Raw genomic sequence first — 13,901 nt, forward strand, 5'->3', positions numbered from 1 at the left:
GGCAACGGTGGGTATGGCGCCGGCCAAGGTGCCCGCGCTAGCAGCCGCCTCGGTTGTAGACCCGGAAGACGTTGCTCCAGCGGCCCAGGTGCTTGGTCTCGCCGGCCGGCACGCAGTAGTAGGTGTTGGCGGACCAGATGTAGGTGACGAAGATGTTCTCCCCGCCGCCGGTGCAGTTCTTGTACAACGCGGCGTCCTCATCGCGGTAGAGGCCGCACGCGACGGCGCTCGTGGCCGCCTCCTTCGCCGCGACGGCGCCCGTCGTGGCGGCGGCGGGCGCTCCGCCGAGCGCGACGGCGCCGGCCAGCACGGCCCCGGCCGTCAGAGCCCGCCGGAGCCCGGCCGCCCTGACGGTCGCGGCCGTCAGGGCCCACCGGCGGCCGGTCGCGCGGGTCATGGTCCTGGCGCTCTCGCCCAGTCGAGATCGATTCACTGGTGTCCGCTCCTTCGATACGCACCGCGGGATCGCGGTGACCTGGACGCCGGGCGGATCGCCACGCCGTCCGCCGGCGTCCCCGTCGCCGGCGGCGCGGGCGGCGAGCCCGGCCTTTCGAAGGATGCTCAGGACCGCTGACGGGCCGGTCACTTCCCGGTCACACGGCATGGGCCCGGGCAGCGGACACCCATGTGCTCTCCTGGCCCACCACCCCCGCAGGACCGCGGCCCGCCGCTCCCCGCAGGAGCGGCCTACTGCTCCTGCAGGACGGACAGGATGTTGCCCGCCGGATCGGTGAACCAGGCGATGAGCGGACCCCCGCCACGGAAGATGCCCCTGTCATCAGCTTCCATCTGCGGGTAGCGCTCGAACCGGACCCCGCGCCGCACCAGCTCGTCCACGGTCTTCTCGATGTCGTCCACCGGGAAGTTGAGAATCGTGTACGTGGCGGGGGTGTGATCGGGTTTGGGGTAGACCAGGACGTCGCGGCCCCCCGCGAGGCGCAGCGTCAGCAGGTCGTGCTCCTCCGTCACGTCGAGGCCGAGCGTCTCCCCGTAGAACGCCCTGGCCGCGTCGAGGTCGTCCACGGCGAACCCGCTGAACGCCTTCGTCGAACCGAACATGATCTTCTCCTTGGTGTTCCGTGGTCACATCGCCGCGCGATGCTCGTCGCTCAGCTGGATGATCTGCACGTAGTTGCCGTCGGGGTCGATGGCCGTGGCGAACTGGCTGCCGTGGCGGTCCTCCAGCTCGGCCAGCCAGGTCACGCCCAGCGTCTCCAGCCGCGCGACCACGGCACGGGCGTCGGCCACGTCGAAGTTGAGGACCATCCGCCCGGGCTCCGGGTTCTTGTCGGAGATGTCGCCGCGGCTGTCGATGAGCAGGTGGAAGCCGCCGAACTTGAGGACGCCGTAGCCGTCGACGTCGGTGTTCTCCTCGGGGTCCAGCGCGGCGGCGTACCACGCGCGCAGCCGCTCGGGGTCGGTGCTCGCGAGCAGGATGCTGTCCAGGCTGGGACGCTTCATGGTTTCCTCCCGGAATCGTGGTGTTGTTACCCGTCCAGACCTGCGAGCGGCCCGAGACTCATCGCCCGAGAGGGAAATTTTTCGAAAACCTGCACGAGGCACGGCATCCACCGATGCCGTGCCTCGTCGTCCGTGCGTACGTCCGTGGCGCCATCGGTGGCGCCATCGGTGGCGCACGTCGGTGGCGTACGTCAGGGGAGATCGTCAAAGGAGACGTTCAGGGGGAAGCGCAGGTGTAGCCGGACGGCGTCTGGGTGTCGCCGGAGGGACGGGCGGCCTGGAAGCCGAAGCTCGTGCTCGCGGCGGGCGCGAGGGTGCCGTTGTAGCCCATGCTCCGGGCGGTGACCGTCTGCCCGCTGGTGGTCAGGGTGGCGTTCCAGGAGCCGGTCAGGCTGTGGCCGGCGGGCAGGGTGAAGGTGACGGTCCAGCCGGCCAGCGTCGAGGTGCCGGTGTTGGCGACCGTCACCGGCTGCACCACGTACCCGTTGTTCCACTGGGTCTGCACGGTCGCGGTGGCCGAGCACGGCCCGCCGCCGCCTCCGGTCGTGGTGGTGAAGGTGACCGTGGCGGAGTTGCCGGACAGGTTGCCCGCGCCGTCCCGCGCCCGCACGTACACCTGGTACTGGGTGGCGGCGCTGAGCCCGGTCAGGGTGATCGAGTTGGTGCCGCTCCGCCCGAGCACGGGGTCGGTGGCGCCCTGCTCGCGGTAGACGTCGTAGCCGGCCAGGCCACTGCCCCCGGAGTCGGTGGACGCCGTCCACGTCAGCGTGGCCGAGCCGGCGGTGACACCGCTCGCCGACGGCGCGCCGGGGGTGGTCGGCGGGGTGGTGTCGGGGCTCGCGCCGCCCGCGAGCGCGTCGTGGACCGCCGTGTACGCGGGCTTCCGCTGGTAGCTCTCGTCGTAGAGGAGCGCGGCGCCCTGTCCGGGGAAGGTCTCGGGCACCCACGAGTACTTGTCGGTGAAGCCCCAGACGGTCACCCCGGCGCAGGCGTTGACCGCGAGGCAGGCGTCGACCACGTCGCGGTAGTAGGTGGCCTGCGTGGCGTCCTTGGCGGTGTCTCTCGGCAGGGTCATGCGCACGTCCAGTTCGGTGACCCTGACCTGCACGCCGAGGTCGGCGAAGCGCTGCATGTTCTGCCGCACCTGGGCCGGGAAGCCGTACTGGATGGCGAGGTGCCCCTGGAAGCCCACGCAGTCGACCGGCACGCCCTGCTGCCGCAGCGACCGCACCAGGTCGTACATCGCGGTGCTCTTGGCGTTGACGCCCTCGACGTTGTAGTCGTTGATGCACAGCCGGGCGTCGGGGTCGGCGGCGCGGGCGGCCCGGAAGGCGTCGGCGATGTAGCTCTGGCCCAGCGTGTTGTACCAGAACGAGGTGCGCAGGTTGCCGTTGTCGTCGAAGACCTCGTTGACCACGTCCCACGAGACCACGGCCGGGTTGTTCGCGTAGCGGCCGACGACCTGGCTGATGTGGTTCTGCATCGCCGAGCGCATGGCGGTGGCGCCGAGGCTCTGCACCCAGCCGGGGGTCTGGCTGTGCCAGACGAGCGTGTGGCCATGCACCTGCTGGTCGTTCTGGGTGGCGAAGTTGACGAGGGCGTCAGCGCCGCCGAAGGTGAACTGGCCCTGGCTGGGCTCGGTGGCTTCCCACTTCATCGCGTTCTCGGCGGTGACCTGGTTGAACTCGGTGGCCGCGATGGTCCGGTACGCGGCCTCGTTCGCCAGCGGGGAGGCGGCGAGCGCGGCGCCGACGAACTTGCCCCGGGAGGCGGCGTGCTGGCGCAGCGGCGCCGAGGCGTCGGCCGGGGCGCTGGGCAGGAGGAACACGGCGAGCAGCCCGAGCAGGGCGACCGCCGCGAAGGTCCTGATCCGGACCGGCGGGGTGATGAGCGGGGACGGTGACACGGGCCTTCCACCTCCGGGGCAGCGTTCCGAAAGTTTCTATCCCTCAGGGATCCTCCCGGACGCTATTGACCCGCTGGAAGGCCGGTCAATGCCGGCTCACGATCGACCTCGTCTCCGCAGTTGGAGCACTGAAATTATCGGCTGATCCATGAAATTTTCAACGCCCGCCTGCCGCCGTGATCCCGGGCGGTGGCCGCCTCGCGCACTTCCTAGGAGATCTTGTGTTGTGCAGAATAGAGCTCGGGAATCGGACCTCGTCGGGGGTGCGAGGCGGTGCGGAAGCTGAGAGGATGACGTCCGCCTGCCCCCCGGCGCCCACGCGAGACCCATATTGACTGTTCGGCCGTCGCCCCCGCGATGGCCTTTGATCGGCGCACGGGGGAGGACAGTGCTGGCGGCACGAGAGACACCGCACGCCGCGTCGGGGAGCGCCGGATGAGGTCGCAGCAGGCACTGCGCTGGTTGCCGTTCGCCGTCATGCTCGCTGTGGCGCTGACCGACCTGCTCGCCGGGCCGGCCCTGGGCTTCCTGCCGTTGCTCACGCTGGGCCCGACGTTCGCCTCCGTGTCGGGCAGCGTCCGCCGCACCGCGATGGTCGGCGTGGCGGCGCTGGCCATCTGCGTTCCTCTCGCCTACCACTTCGACCTGCTGCTCACCTGGCAGAACAACCTGACGATCGCCACGATCGTCAGCGTGACCGCGGCCAGCATGGTGGCCAGCCATCTGCGGCTCAAGCGCGAGCGCGAGCTGGCCAACGTGCGGCGGGTCGCCGAGGCGGCCCAGCGGGTGCTGCTGCGCCCCGTGCCTCGCCGGGCGGGCGACCTGCGGGTGGCCCTGTCCTACACCTCCGCCGCGGCCGAGGCGCGGATCGGCGGCGACCTGTACGAAGTCGTCACCACTCCGCACGGCGTGCGGCTGCTGGTCGGCGACGTCCAGGGCAAGGGCCTGTCCGCCGTCGAGACCGCGGCCTGGGTGCTGGGGGCCTTCCGCGAGGCCGCGTACGACGAGGCCGACCTCGCCGACATCGGCGAGCGGCTGGAGGTGAGCCTGACCAGGCACCTGGGCGGCGAGCAGTTCGTCACCGCGATCGTCGCGGAGGTGCACGACGACGAGATCTCCCTGGTCAACTGCGGCCACCCGGCGCCCCTGCTGATCTCCCCCGACGGGCGGGTCAGCCTGGCCGAGCCGCCGGAGGCGGCCCTGCCACTCGGCCTCGGCTCGCTCAACACCGAGCGGACCAAGCCGCACCGGGTCGCCTTCGGCGAGGGCGACCAGATCCTCTTCTACACCGACGGCGTCATCGAGGCGCGCGACCGCGACGGCACCTTCTACCCGCTGACCGAGCGGGCCCGCGTGCTGCTGAAGGAGGACGACCCCCAGACCGCGCTCGACGCGGTGCGGGGCGACCTGCTCGCGCACGCGGGCGGCCCGCTGCTCGACGACGCGGCGATGCTGCTCCTACGCCGCAACTGACGGGCCCAGCCAGGCGATCCCCAGCCGTGCCTCCGGCCGGCGGTCACCGGCCGGGGGCGCGGGACGGGGGTCAAAGCCTGGCGATCACGTCGGGCTCGTCCCACACCTCCCCGTACTTCGCCTGGATGTCGAAGAGGTTGGCCTGGTGCGGCGCCGGGTCACGGTCCCCGACGGCCTGCCGCACCACGATCGGCGCGAACCCGTGCTGGATGCCGTCCACGGCCGTCGCCCGCACGCACCCGCTGGTGGACACCCCGGCGATGACCAGCGTGTCGACCCGCAGCGCGGTCAGCGTCGAGGCGAGCGAGGTGCCGAAGAACGCGCTGGCGTACTGTTTGACGATCACCAGCTCGCCCGGCTCCGGCGCGACCTCCGGCATCAGCTCGCCGAGCGGCCCGTCGCCGACCAGGTGACGCAACGGCGCCACCTTGCGGAAGAACAGCCCGCCGTCGACGCCGCCCGGCCCGAACGCCACCCGGGTGTGCACGACCGGCACGCCGGCCGCGCGGGCGGCGGACAGCACGCGGGCCGCCGAGTCGAGACAGTCGCGCGAGCCCATGTACAGCTCGGCGCCCGGCTCGAAGTAGGCCCGCATCAGGTCGATGAGGATGAGCGCCGGGCGCTCGCCGAACTCCAGCGAGCGCCCGAACACCTCCTCGTGGGGCCTGGTCACACGCGCGCCGGCGGCGTCGGAGCGGGCAGGCCGGTCTCGTCCTCGCAGCGGGCGAGGAGCTCCTCCAGCGGCGGGCCCATGTCGAACACCGGCAGCTCGCCCCGGTCCGCGCGCAGCCGCTCGCGCAGCTCGGCCGTGGCCTCGGCGTCGAGCGTGCCGTCGGCGGCGCACACCACCCCGAAGCGGCGCGCCCCGTCGGCGGTCACCAGGCCGCGCCTGACCTCCAGGGCGACCAGTTCGGGGTCGCGGGCCAGCGGGTCGCCCCACCCGCCGCCGCCCCAGGTGACGAAGTGCAGCAGATCGCCCGGACGCACCTCGACGTCGTGCACCTTGCTCGGCAGGATCTCGACGCCGCCGTCGGCCCGCTCGATCCACTTGCGGCCGCGCGCTCCGGGCTCGCCGCCGTTGACACCCCACGGGTAGGTGAGCCAGCGGTCGTCGTGGATGGCGATCGTGCCCGGCTTCAGGAAGCGGTAGGCGACGTCCACGCCGTTGCCGCCCCGGTGCAGGCCGGCGCCTCCGGTGTCGGCGACCGTCTCCCACCGCTCGATCCGCAGCGGATAGTACGACTCCAGGAACTCGCACGGGATGTTGGTGAACGACGGCCACAGCGAGTGCCCGTCGGGGCCGTCGCCGATCGGCCTGCCGGGGATGCCGCCGAAGCCGATGGAGTAGAGCTGGAACCCCTCCCCCGCGTACATGAAGTGGGGTGAGGAGGAGAAGCCGGCGGCGTTGAGCAGGTCGGGCGTCTTCTGCCCGAGCAGCCCGCCGAACAGGTCGAACAGCCGGCCGATGCCGTGGTTGCGGCCGTTGAGCGCGGCCGGGAAGCGCGGCTTCCAGAAGCTGCCCTCGGGGATGTGCACGTCCACCAGCGGGTAGAAGCCGTCGTTCCACAGGATCTGCGGGTCGGCCACGGTGATCAGGTAGATGCCGAAGAACATCCTGGCGAGGTTCTCGTTCAGGAAGTAACTGATCGGCCCCTCGGCCTGCGGGTCGCTGCCCGAGAAGTCGAGCAGCACCTTCTCGCCGGTGCGGGTCAGCGACAGCGTCAGCTTGTACGGCCCGTTGCCCCGGCCGTCGTCGCAGATGTAGTCGGAGAAGGTGAGCGTCTCGCCGTCCTCGAAGAGGGTGGCGAGCAGCACCTTCATCGCGTCGTAGTTGCGCTGCAGCAGCGCGTCGAGGGCGGAGGTGTAGGTGTCGGCGCCGAAACGGGCGCACAGCTCCTGGATCCGCCGGGACGCGGTGCGGCAGGCGGCCACGATGCCGTTGAGGTCGGCCCGGTTCCAGTCGGGCTGGCGCACCTGGTTGAGGATGATGCCCAGCGCGGCCTCGTTGAGCACGCCCTTGGAGTAGAGCTTGAAGGGCGGGATGACCACGCCCTCCTCGTAGATGGTGCGCGCGTCGGTCGGCATCGAGCAGGCGGTCTTGCCGCCGACGTCGGACATGTGGCCGAACATCGACGACCATCCGACGACCCGGCCGTCGACGTAGATGGGCATGACGACCAGCCAGTCGTTGGCGTGGCTGATGGCGCCGTCGCAGGAGTAGGGGTCGGAGGTGAGCAGCACGTCGCCCTCCTCGATGGTCCCGTCGAACCGGTCGAGCAGCGCGGGGATGGACAGGCCGAACTGGCCCACGACCATGCGCCCGGTCGGGTCGCCGATCAGCGGGAACTCGTCGTGCTGCTCGCGGATGCCGGGCGACAGCGCGGTGCGGAACAGCACCTCGTCCATCTCGTAGCGGGCGTTGCGCAGGGCGTTCTCGACGATGTCGAGCGTGATGGGATCGACGGCGACGCGGGCGAGCGGCTCCGTCGCGGTCTCGATGATCTGGGCCATCATGCCTCCAGGGGGCGGATCAGCAGGCAGCCGCTCTCGTGCACGCGGGCGGCGTGCCCGGGCAGGATCAGCGTGGTGGAGTCCATCTCGGCGACGATCGCGGGGCCGGTGATCACCGCTCCCGCGCGCAGCGCCGTCCGGTCGTACTCGGCGGCGGTGGTCCAGCCTCCGTCGATCCAGACGTCGTGGCTGCCGACCGGCTCGGGGTCGGTGTCCGCCTGCTCCAGCCGGACCGGCTGGACGTTCGGGCGCGGGCCGCTGACCATCGCCCTGGCGCTGACGAGCTCGTGCTCGTTGCTCAGCAGGAAGGAGAAGAGCCGCTCGTGCTCGGCGTCGAACCGCTTGCCGAGCGCCTCCAGGCCGGTGTCGAGGTCGAGGGTGATCGGGATCTCGAAGCCCTGGCCGTGATAGCGGACGTCCACCTGGTAGACGACCTCGTCCACGTCGGAGCCGAGGTCGCGGGTGGCGGTCTCGGCCAGCTCGGTCAGGAGCTGCCTCAGCTCGGCGTCGGTGAGCTGGGAGAAGCGGCGGATGTAGGTGCGGGCCGCCTCGTCGCGCAGGCTGGTGGTGGCGTCGCCGTACGCGCAGAGGACCCCGGGTGAGGGCGGGATGATGACCGGCCACGAGCCGGTCAGCCTGCCGAGGGCGTTGGCGTGCAGCGGGCCCGCTCCGCCGAAGGCGACGAGCGCGAAGTCGCGCGGGTCGTAGCCCTGCTGGATGGAGACGAGGCGCAGCGCGCCGAACATGTTCTCGTTGACGATGTCCACGATGCCCTGCGCGGCGGCCTCCACCGACGGCAGGCCCATGGCCTCGGCCAGCTTGCGCACCGCCTCCCTGGACCGTTCCCGGTCGAGCTCGATCTCGCCGCCGGCCAGGCGCGAGGGCAGGTAGCCGAGCACCACGTTGGCGTCGGTCACCGTGGGCTCCTCGCCGCCCCGGCCGTAGGCGGCGGGGCCGGGCACGGCGCCCGCCGACTGCGGTCCGACCCGCAGCGCGCGGGTCAGCTCGGGAACGTGCGCGATGGAGCCGCCGCCCGCGCCGACCGTCCGTACGTCCACCGACGCGGAGCGGACGATCAGGTCGCCGATCCGGGTCTCCCGGCCGATCCGCGGGCGCAGGCCCTCCACGAGCGCCACGTCGGTGGACGTGCCGCCCATGTCGAAGGTCAGGAAGTCGTCGAACCCGGCCTGCTCGGCGAACCAGGTCGCGCCCGCCACGCCGCCGGCCGGGCCGGACAGCAGCAGGTTGACCGGGCTCTCCGCGGCGCTCGCGGCCGAGGACAGGCCGCCGTCGCTGCGCAGGATGTAGAGCTGGCCGTCCACGCCGCCGTCGGCGGTCTTGGCCGCCAGGTTGTCGACGTAGCGGGCGACCTGCGGCTGGACGTAGGCGTTGGCCACGGTCGTGATGGCGCGCTCGTACTCGCGCAGCTCGGGCAGCACCGCCGAGGAGAGTGAGATCGGGACTCCGGGCAGCTCCTCGGCCGCGAGCTTCGCCACCGCCCGCTCGTGGGTGTCGTCGGCGTACGAGTGGATCAGGCAGACCGCGAGCGCCTCGACGCCGCGCAGCCGGCGCAGTTTGACCCGCAGGTCGTCCTCGTCGAGCGGGGTGACGATCGAGCCGTCGGCGGCGACCCGCTCGACCGCCTCGACGGTGTCCTCCAGGGCGGCGAGCGGTTCGGGTTTGGGCCAGATGATCCAGCCGGCCAGGCCGCCCGGCACGTAGGACCGGGCGATCTGGAGCACCTGCCGGAACCCGGCGGTGGTGACCAGGCCGACCCTGGCGCCCTTGCCCTCCAGGATGGCGTTGGTGGCGACCGTGGTGCCGTGCAGGATCTCGCCGATCTCGGAGGGGGTCACGCCCGCCTGGGCGCAGGCCTTCTCGAGACCGGCGAGCACGCCGACGGACTGGTCGTGGGGGGTTGATGCGGTCTTGGCGCGATAGCTGCGCCCGGAGTGCTCGTCGATGAGCAGGATGTCGGTGAAAGTCCCTCCGACATCCACGCCGAGGCGGTAACGCATGGCGACGCTCCTTGTTGCTAGATGATTCCGCCGGCCGACAGCCGGTCAATCTCCTCGGGGGTGAGGCCGAGTAGTCCGTGGTAGATCTCCTGGTTGTGCTCGCCCAGCGCCGGGCCTGCCGTCCTGACCGCGCCGGGGGTGGCCGACAGCTTCGGCGCGACGTTCTGCATGGCCAGCTCGCCGAAGTCGGGATGCTGGACCTTGATGATGGCCTCGCGGGCGGCGAAGTGCGGGTCGGCGAACATGTCCGGGGCGCGGTAGATCCGCCCCGCAGGCACGCCGCTCGCGTGCAGGTGGTCGAGCAGCTCATCGGCGGGCAGCTGCGCCGTCCATCCGCCGATCAGGTGGTCGAGCTCGCCCATGTTGGCGCCGCGGGCGCCGTGGGTGGCGTAGCGCTCGTCGCCGGCCAGCTCCGGGCGGCCCATGGCGGCCGCCAGGCGGGCGAACACGCTGTCCTGGTTGGCGGCGATGAGGATGCTGTCGCCGTCCTTGGTGGGGTAGACGTTGCTGGGCGCCACGTTCGGCAGCACCGGGCCGGTGCGTTCGCGCTGGTAGCCGGCCTGCTGCCACTCCGGCAGCAGCGACTCCATCATGGCCAGCACGGCCTCGTAGATCGCCGAGTCGACGACCTGGCCCTGGCCGCTGTTCTCGCGTTCGTGCAGCGCGACCAGGGTGCCGACGCAGGCGTAGGTGGCGGCCAGCGAGTCGCCCAGGGAGATCCCGGCGCGCGACGGCGGCTGGCCGGGGTCGCCGGTCACGTAGCGGATGCCGCCCATCGCCTCGCCGATCGAGCCGTAGCCGGCGCGCGGCGCGTACGGGCCGGTCTGACCGAAGCCGGTCACCCGGGTGATCACCAGCCTGGGGTTCAGCTCGTGCAGCCGCTCGGGCGACATGCCCCAGCGCTCCAGCGTGCCGGGCCGGAAGTTCTCGAGCAGCACGTCGGCCTGCTCGACCAGGCGCCGCACCAGGTCCTGGCCCTCGGTGGTGCGCAGGTCGCAGGTGACCGACTTCTTGTTGCGGGCCACGACCGGCCACCAGAGGGACTTGCCGTGGGGCTTCTCCCTGCCCCACTGGCGCATGGGATCGCCCTTGCCGGGGTCCTCCACCTTGATCACCTCGGCGCCGAAGTCGCCGAGGAGCTGGCCGCAGAAGGGTCCCGCGAGCAACTGCCCCAGTTCGACCACTCGAATGTCGCCGAGCGGGAGTCCTCTCATGTGGTTCTCTCCTGATATCGGGGGCCCAGCAACGACGCTCGGGCCGAGAACAGGTGGGCCCTCATGACCGCCTCGGCCCATTCGGGGTCGCCGGCGCGCACGGCGGCGGCGATCTCCAGATGGTGGTTGACGCTGCGCCGCATCGCGTCCTCGTCGAACGAGCCGTACGTGCGCAGCAGAACGGAAGAGTGGATCAGCGAGCTGATCGACTGGCCCAGCAGGGGGCTGCCGCCGAGCCGGACCAGGCTCTGGTGGAACTCGGAGTTGAGCCGGTAGACGGCGTCGAGCTCGCCCCGCTCGGCGTGGTCGCGCAGGTCGACGGCCACCTCGTGCAGGCGGGCGACGTCGTCCGGGCTCGCGGTGAGGGCGGCCTGGCGCGCGGCCAGCCCCTCGACGCGCGCCCGGAGCTCGAAGATCGTCTCCAGGTCCCGGCCGGGGTAGGCCACCACCCGGGCGCCCTTGTTGGCGACGAGCTCGACGAGCCCCTCGGCCTCCAGCCGGCGCAGCGCCTCGCGCACCGGAGTGCGGCTGACGCCCAGCACCTCGGCCAGCTCGACCTCGCCCAGCCGGTCACCCGGGGCGTACTGTCCCGCCAGGATGAGGCTTCTGAGCTCGTCGACAGCCGACATGTATACAACTCCTCGGTTGGGATGCGAGTATCTTGGCGTAATCGCACCATTTGGACAAGGGGTTGCATACAACATGGAGCTGGAAATCATCGAGGTCGGCCCCCGCGACGGTCTTCAGAACGAGCCCGAGCAGGTGCCCACCGACGCCAAGGTCGCCTATTTGGAGGCTCTCGTCGGCGCGGGCGTGCGCCGCATCGAGGCGGTCAGCTTCGTCCATCCCGGCCGGGTCCCGCAGATGGCCGACGCCGAGCAGGTCATGGCCCGCGCCCCGCGCGTGCCGGGCCTGCGCTACGCCGGCCTCGTGCTGAACGAACGCGGCCTCGACCGCGCCCTGGAGACCGGTGTCGACGAGGTCAACGTCGTGGTCGTGGCGACGGAGACGTTCTCCCGGCGCAACCAGGGCATGTCGGTGGACCAGGCCGTCGACGGCTTCGGCGCGATCACCGAGCGGGCCCGCGCCGCCGGGCTGGGCGTGACGCTGACCGTGGGGGCGTCGTTCGGCTGCCCGTTCGAGGGTGAGGTGGACCCCGGCCACGTGGCCGAGCTGGTGGCGCGCTGCACCGGCGCGCAGGAGGTCGCGCTGGCCGACACCATCGGCGTGGGCACCCCGGCCGACGTGCGCCGCCTGGTCACCGCCGTCCGCGAGGTCACCGACGCGCCGCTGCGCTTCCACTTCCACAACACCCGCAGCACCGGCTACGCCAACGCCGTGGCCGCTCTGGAGGCCGGCGCCGCCGCCCTGGACTCCAGCGCCGGCGGCATCGGCGGCTGCCCCTTCGCGCCCGAGGCCACCGGCAACATCGCCACCGAGGACCTCGTCTACCTGCTGGACCGGATGGGCGTCGGCACCGGTGTCGCGCTGCGCTCGGTGGCCGAGGCCGGCCTGTTCATCGGGCGGCACCTGGGCAAGCCGATCCCCGCCCAGCTCGGCCGGGTCGCCCCCTGGCCTCCGCGACAGGAGCCCGGAGCCAGCTGAGCGGCACTACGACGGCGTCCCGACGGCCTGCGCTGAAGCGTGCGTTTCTTGCGCACCATCGTTCGCTGTGCGCCAACGACATCCCATGCTCCGCCAGACATTCTGGTCGGTGACCCGTTTCGGTTATCTCTGAGGAGCAGGATGATCCGTTCCCTTCGCCGAGGTCGCGCGGCTCTGGCGGTCACCGCGGCCGCCGCCTCGCTGGCCCTGATGAGCACTCCCGCCCAGGCCGCGGATTCGGCCTACAGCCTGACGCTTTTCTCCGACACCCAGTACTCCACGTCCATCACCGACATCAAGTACGACGCCTGCGACGACTTCATCGGCACCGTCCCAGGACGGTACGTCGGCTCGTACATCAACTACCCGCCCGCCAACTGCGAAGTGATCCTGCACACGCAGAACGGCGACTACGAACTCTGCGTCGGCCGCAGGGTCACGCCGCAGAACTACCGCCAGGCCGTTCTTTACACCATCCGTCTGGGCTCCAGCAACCCATGCTGGATCTGATGCCGGCGCCCGTTGCCCGACCTTCGCACAACTGATCGACCGGTTATCCGGGGCAGGACGGGAGCCCGCCCTCGGAACCCGCACAAAAGGTCCCGCGTCGCGGGACCTTTTCTGCTTTCTGCCGTGAACCTATCCGCGCGCCGGAAACTCGAACCCAATGTGCGGCGTACGGGTGGAAAGCGCCGCAGAACGTGACGGTCGGGGGGCAGCCGTGAACGTGGTCCTACATACGCATGATCTCCCTGTCGCCGAGCGGTTCGGCTTCTGGCGGGAGGTGAGCCGGCGCGTGGTGGCCCCGATGGACCTCCGCAGACGGGAGACAGGCGACTTCCAAGCCAGCGCGCGGCTGGTCGATCTGGGCACGGTGCTGGTGTCGCGGGCGACCTGCCCCGCGTACGAGGCGGTGCGCACTCCGCAGTTGATCCGGCAGTGCGACCCGGAGCTCTACCAGCTCTCGCTGAACCTGCGCGGCAGATCCGGTGTGTCGCAGGGACGGCAGGACACCTGCCTGGGCCGCCTGGACATGATGCTCTTCGACACCTCACGCCCGTTCCATGGCCGGGTGGTCCCCGAGGAGACGTTCGCCGAAGGAGTGCTGGTGGCCTTCCCCAGGGCGCTGCTGCCGGTGCCCGAATGCCAGGTCAGACAGCTGATCGCCACGCCCCTACCAGGCGACGAGGGGATCGGCGCGCTCCTCGCCGGTCTCCTGACGGACCTGACCCGGCGCACGGACGACTACACCGCAGCCGACGCCACACGTCTGTCCGCGGTGCTGCTCGACCTGATCGCCGCGATGCTGCACCAGCGCCTCGGCACCCCGACCCCGCCGCGGATCGGCCGGGACGCCCTGCTCGTACAGATCCACCGGCACATCGACCGGAACCTCGGCGACCCCACCCTGTCACCGGCCACGATCGCCGACGCCTTCCACATCTCCACCCGCTACCTGCAAAAGCTCTTCCAGTCGCAAGGACTGACGGTCGCCGGATGGATCCGCCAGCGACGCCTCCACGGCGCCCGGCGGGAGCTGGTCGACCCGCTGCGGAGCCACCTGCCGATCCACGCCATCGCCGCCCGCTGGGGCTTCCCCAGCCCGTCGCAGTTCAGCCGCGCCTTCCGCGCCGCCCACGACCTCTCCCCCGCCGCCTACCGCCGCCAGGCGGAGTCATGGCAGAAGTAGTCTCCAGCAAGCCCGCCGTCGGT

The 13,901-nt window shown here is 71.3% G+C and carries 13 protein-coding genes; 4 read left to right on the forward strand and 9 right to left on the reverse strand.

Annotated features, from left to right (window positions below; genetic code table 11):
* Positions 1–37: 37 nt before the first annotated feature.
* The 4 genes from IEY82_RS39325 to IEY82_RS23920 all read right to left on the reverse strand — a co-directional run bounded on the left by IEY82_RS39325 (position 38) and on the right by IEY82_RS23920 (position 3,367).
* On the reverse strand, positions 38–433 hold the full coding sequence (locus IEY82_RS39325) for a DUF6355 family natural product biosynthesis protein (protein ID WP_225263147.1): 396 nt from the start codon (positions 431–433) through the stop codon (positions 38–40).
* A gap of 254 nt (positions 434–687) precedes the next feature.
* Positions 688–1,059: a VOC family protein gene (locus IEY82_RS39330; RefSeq protein ID WP_225263145.1), complete on the reverse strand. Its 372-nt coding sequence runs from the start codon at positions 1,057–1,059 to the stop codon at positions 688–690.
* 24 nt (positions 1,060–1,083) lie between these two features.
* Positions 1,084–1,461, reverse strand: a complete 378-nt coding sequence (locus tag IEY82_RS39335) for a VOC family protein (protein ID WP_225263143.1) — start codon at positions 1,459–1,461, stop codon at positions 1,084–1,086.
* Between the two features lie 217 nt (positions 1,462–1,678).
* Positions 1,679–3,367 carry an endo-1,4-beta-xylanase gene (locus IEY82_RS23920; protein ID WP_225263141.1) on the reverse strand — a complete coding sequence of 563 codons (1,689 nt, stop codon included), beginning with the start codon at positions 3,365–3,367 and terminating at the stop codon, positions 1,679–1,681.
* Between the two features lie 435 nt (positions 3,368–3,802).
* Between IEY82_RS23920 and IEY82_RS23925 the strand changes: the two genes are divergently transcribed.
* Positions 3,803–4,840 carry a PP2C family protein-serine/threonine phosphatase gene (locus tag IEY82_RS23925; RefSeq protein WP_189126442.1) on the forward strand — a complete coding sequence of 346 codons (1,038 nt, stop codon included), beginning with the start codon at positions 3,803–3,805 and terminating at the stop codon, positions 4,838–4,840.
* A 70-nt stretch (positions 4,841–4,910) separates the two neighbouring features.
* Here IEY82_RS23925 and IEY82_RS23930 read toward each other — a convergent pair whose 3' ends face one another.
* From IEY82_RS23930 to IEY82_RS23950, 5 genes are read right to left on the reverse strand one after another with little or no spacing between them, the layout of a single operon-like run.
* Positions 4,911–5,513: an isochorismatase family protein gene (locus tag IEY82_RS23930; protein ID WP_189126443.1), complete on the reverse strand. Its 603-nt coding sequence runs from the start codon at positions 5,511–5,513 to the stop codon at positions 4,911–4,913.
* Positions 5,510–7,354 carry a hydantoinase B/oxoprolinase family protein gene (locus tag IEY82_RS23935; protein WP_225263140.1) on the reverse strand — a complete coding sequence of 615 codons (1,845 nt, stop codon included), beginning with the start codon at positions 7,352–7,354 and terminating at the stop codon, positions 5,510–5,512. The genes IEY82_RS23930 and IEY82_RS23935 overlap by 4 nt, the downstream gene beginning before the upstream one ends.
* Positions 7,351–9,369, reverse strand: a complete 2,019-nt coding sequence (locus tag IEY82_RS23940) for a hydantoinase/oxoprolinase family protein (RefSeq protein ID WP_189126444.1) — start codon at positions 9,367–9,369, stop codon at positions 7,351–7,353. Before IEY82_RS23940 ends, IEY82_RS23935 begins: the two co-directional genes overlap by 4 nt.
* A gap of 17 nt (positions 9,370–9,386) precedes the next feature.
* Positions 9,387–10,583, reverse strand: coding sequence for a CaiB/BaiF CoA transferase family protein (locus IEY82_RS23945; protein WP_189126445.1), 1,197 nt, complete (start codon positions 10,581–10,583; stop codon positions 9,387–9,389).
* Positions 10,580–11,212: a GntR family transcriptional regulator gene (locus tag IEY82_RS23950; RefSeq protein ID WP_189126446.1), complete on the reverse strand. Its 633-nt coding sequence runs from the start codon at positions 11,210–11,212 to the stop codon at positions 10,580–10,582. Before IEY82_RS23950 ends, IEY82_RS23945 begins: the two co-directional genes overlap by 4 nt.
* 73 nt (positions 11,213–11,285) lie before the next feature.
* Here IEY82_RS23950 and IEY82_RS23955 point away from each other — a divergent pair, with 73 nt between their 5' ends.
* The 3 genes from IEY82_RS23955 to IEY82_RS23965 all read left to right on the forward strand — a co-directional run bounded on the left by IEY82_RS23955 (position 11,286) and on the right by IEY82_RS23965 (position 13,878).
* Positions 11,286–12,188 (forward strand): hydroxymethylglutaryl-CoA lyase, encoded by a 903-nt coding sequence (locus IEY82_RS23955; protein WP_189126447.1) that lies wholly within the window; start codon positions 11,286–11,288, stop codon positions 12,186–12,188.
* Between the two features lie 141 nt (positions 12,189–12,329).
* Entirely contained in the window at positions 12,330–12,698 is a 369-nt protein-coding gene (locus IEY82_RS23960) for a hypothetical protein (protein WP_189126448.1), read from the forward strand.
* Between the two features lie 157 nt (positions 12,699–12,855).
* Positions 12,856–13,878 (forward strand): AraC-like ligand-binding domain-containing protein, encoded by a 1,023-nt coding sequence (locus IEY82_RS23965; protein ID WP_225263138.1) that lies wholly within the window; start codon positions 12,856–12,858, stop codon positions 13,876–13,878.
* Positions 13,879–13,901: the final 23 nt, after the last annotated feature.

It is taken from the genome of Nonomuraea cavernae (assembly GCF_014646355.1).
Classification (GTDB): Bacteria; Actinomycetota; Actinomycetes; order Streptosporangiales; family Streptosporangiaceae; genus Nonomuraea; species Nonomuraea cavernae.

Coding starts and splice junctions, on each gene's coding strand:
- IEY82_RS39330 (WP_225263145.1), bottom strand. CDS start 1,059: ATGTTCGGTTCGACGAAGGCGTTCAGCGGGTTCGCCGTGGACGACCTC.
- IEY82_RS23955 (WP_189126447.1), top strand. CDS start 11,286: ATGGAGCTGGAAATCATCGAGGTCGGCCCCCGCGACGGTCTTCAGAAC.
- IEY82_RS23925 (WP_189126442.1), top strand. CDS start 3,803: ATGAGGTCGCAGCAGGCACTGCGCTGGTTGCCGTTCGCCGTCATGCTC.
- IEY82_RS23960 (WP_189126448.1), top strand. CDS start 12,330: ATGATCCGTTCCCTTCGCCGAGGTCGCGCGGCTCTGGCGGTCACCGCG.
- IEY82_RS23940 (WP_189126444.1), bottom strand. CDS start 9,369: ATGCGTTACCGCCTCGGCGTGGATGTCGGAGGGACTTTCACCGACATC.
- IEY82_RS23950 (WP_189126446.1), bottom strand. CDS start 11,212: ATGTCGGCTGTCGACGAGCTCAGAAGCCTCATCCTGGCGGGACAGTAC.
- IEY82_RS23935 (WP_225263140.1), bottom strand. CDS start 7,354: ATGATGGCCCAGATCATCGAGACCGCGACGGAGCCGCTCGCCCGCGTC.
- IEY82_RS23965 (WP_225263138.1), top strand. CDS start 12,856: ATGTGCGGCGTACGGGTGGAAAGCGCCGCAGAACGTGACGGTCGGGGG.
- IEY82_RS39335 (WP_225263143.1), bottom strand. CDS start 1,461: ATGAAGCGTCCCAGCCTGGACAGCATCCTGCTCGCGAGCACCGACCCC.
- IEY82_RS23945 (WP_189126445.1), bottom strand. CDS start 10,583: ATGAGAGGACTCCCGCTCGGCGACATTCGAGTGGTCGAACTGGGGCAG.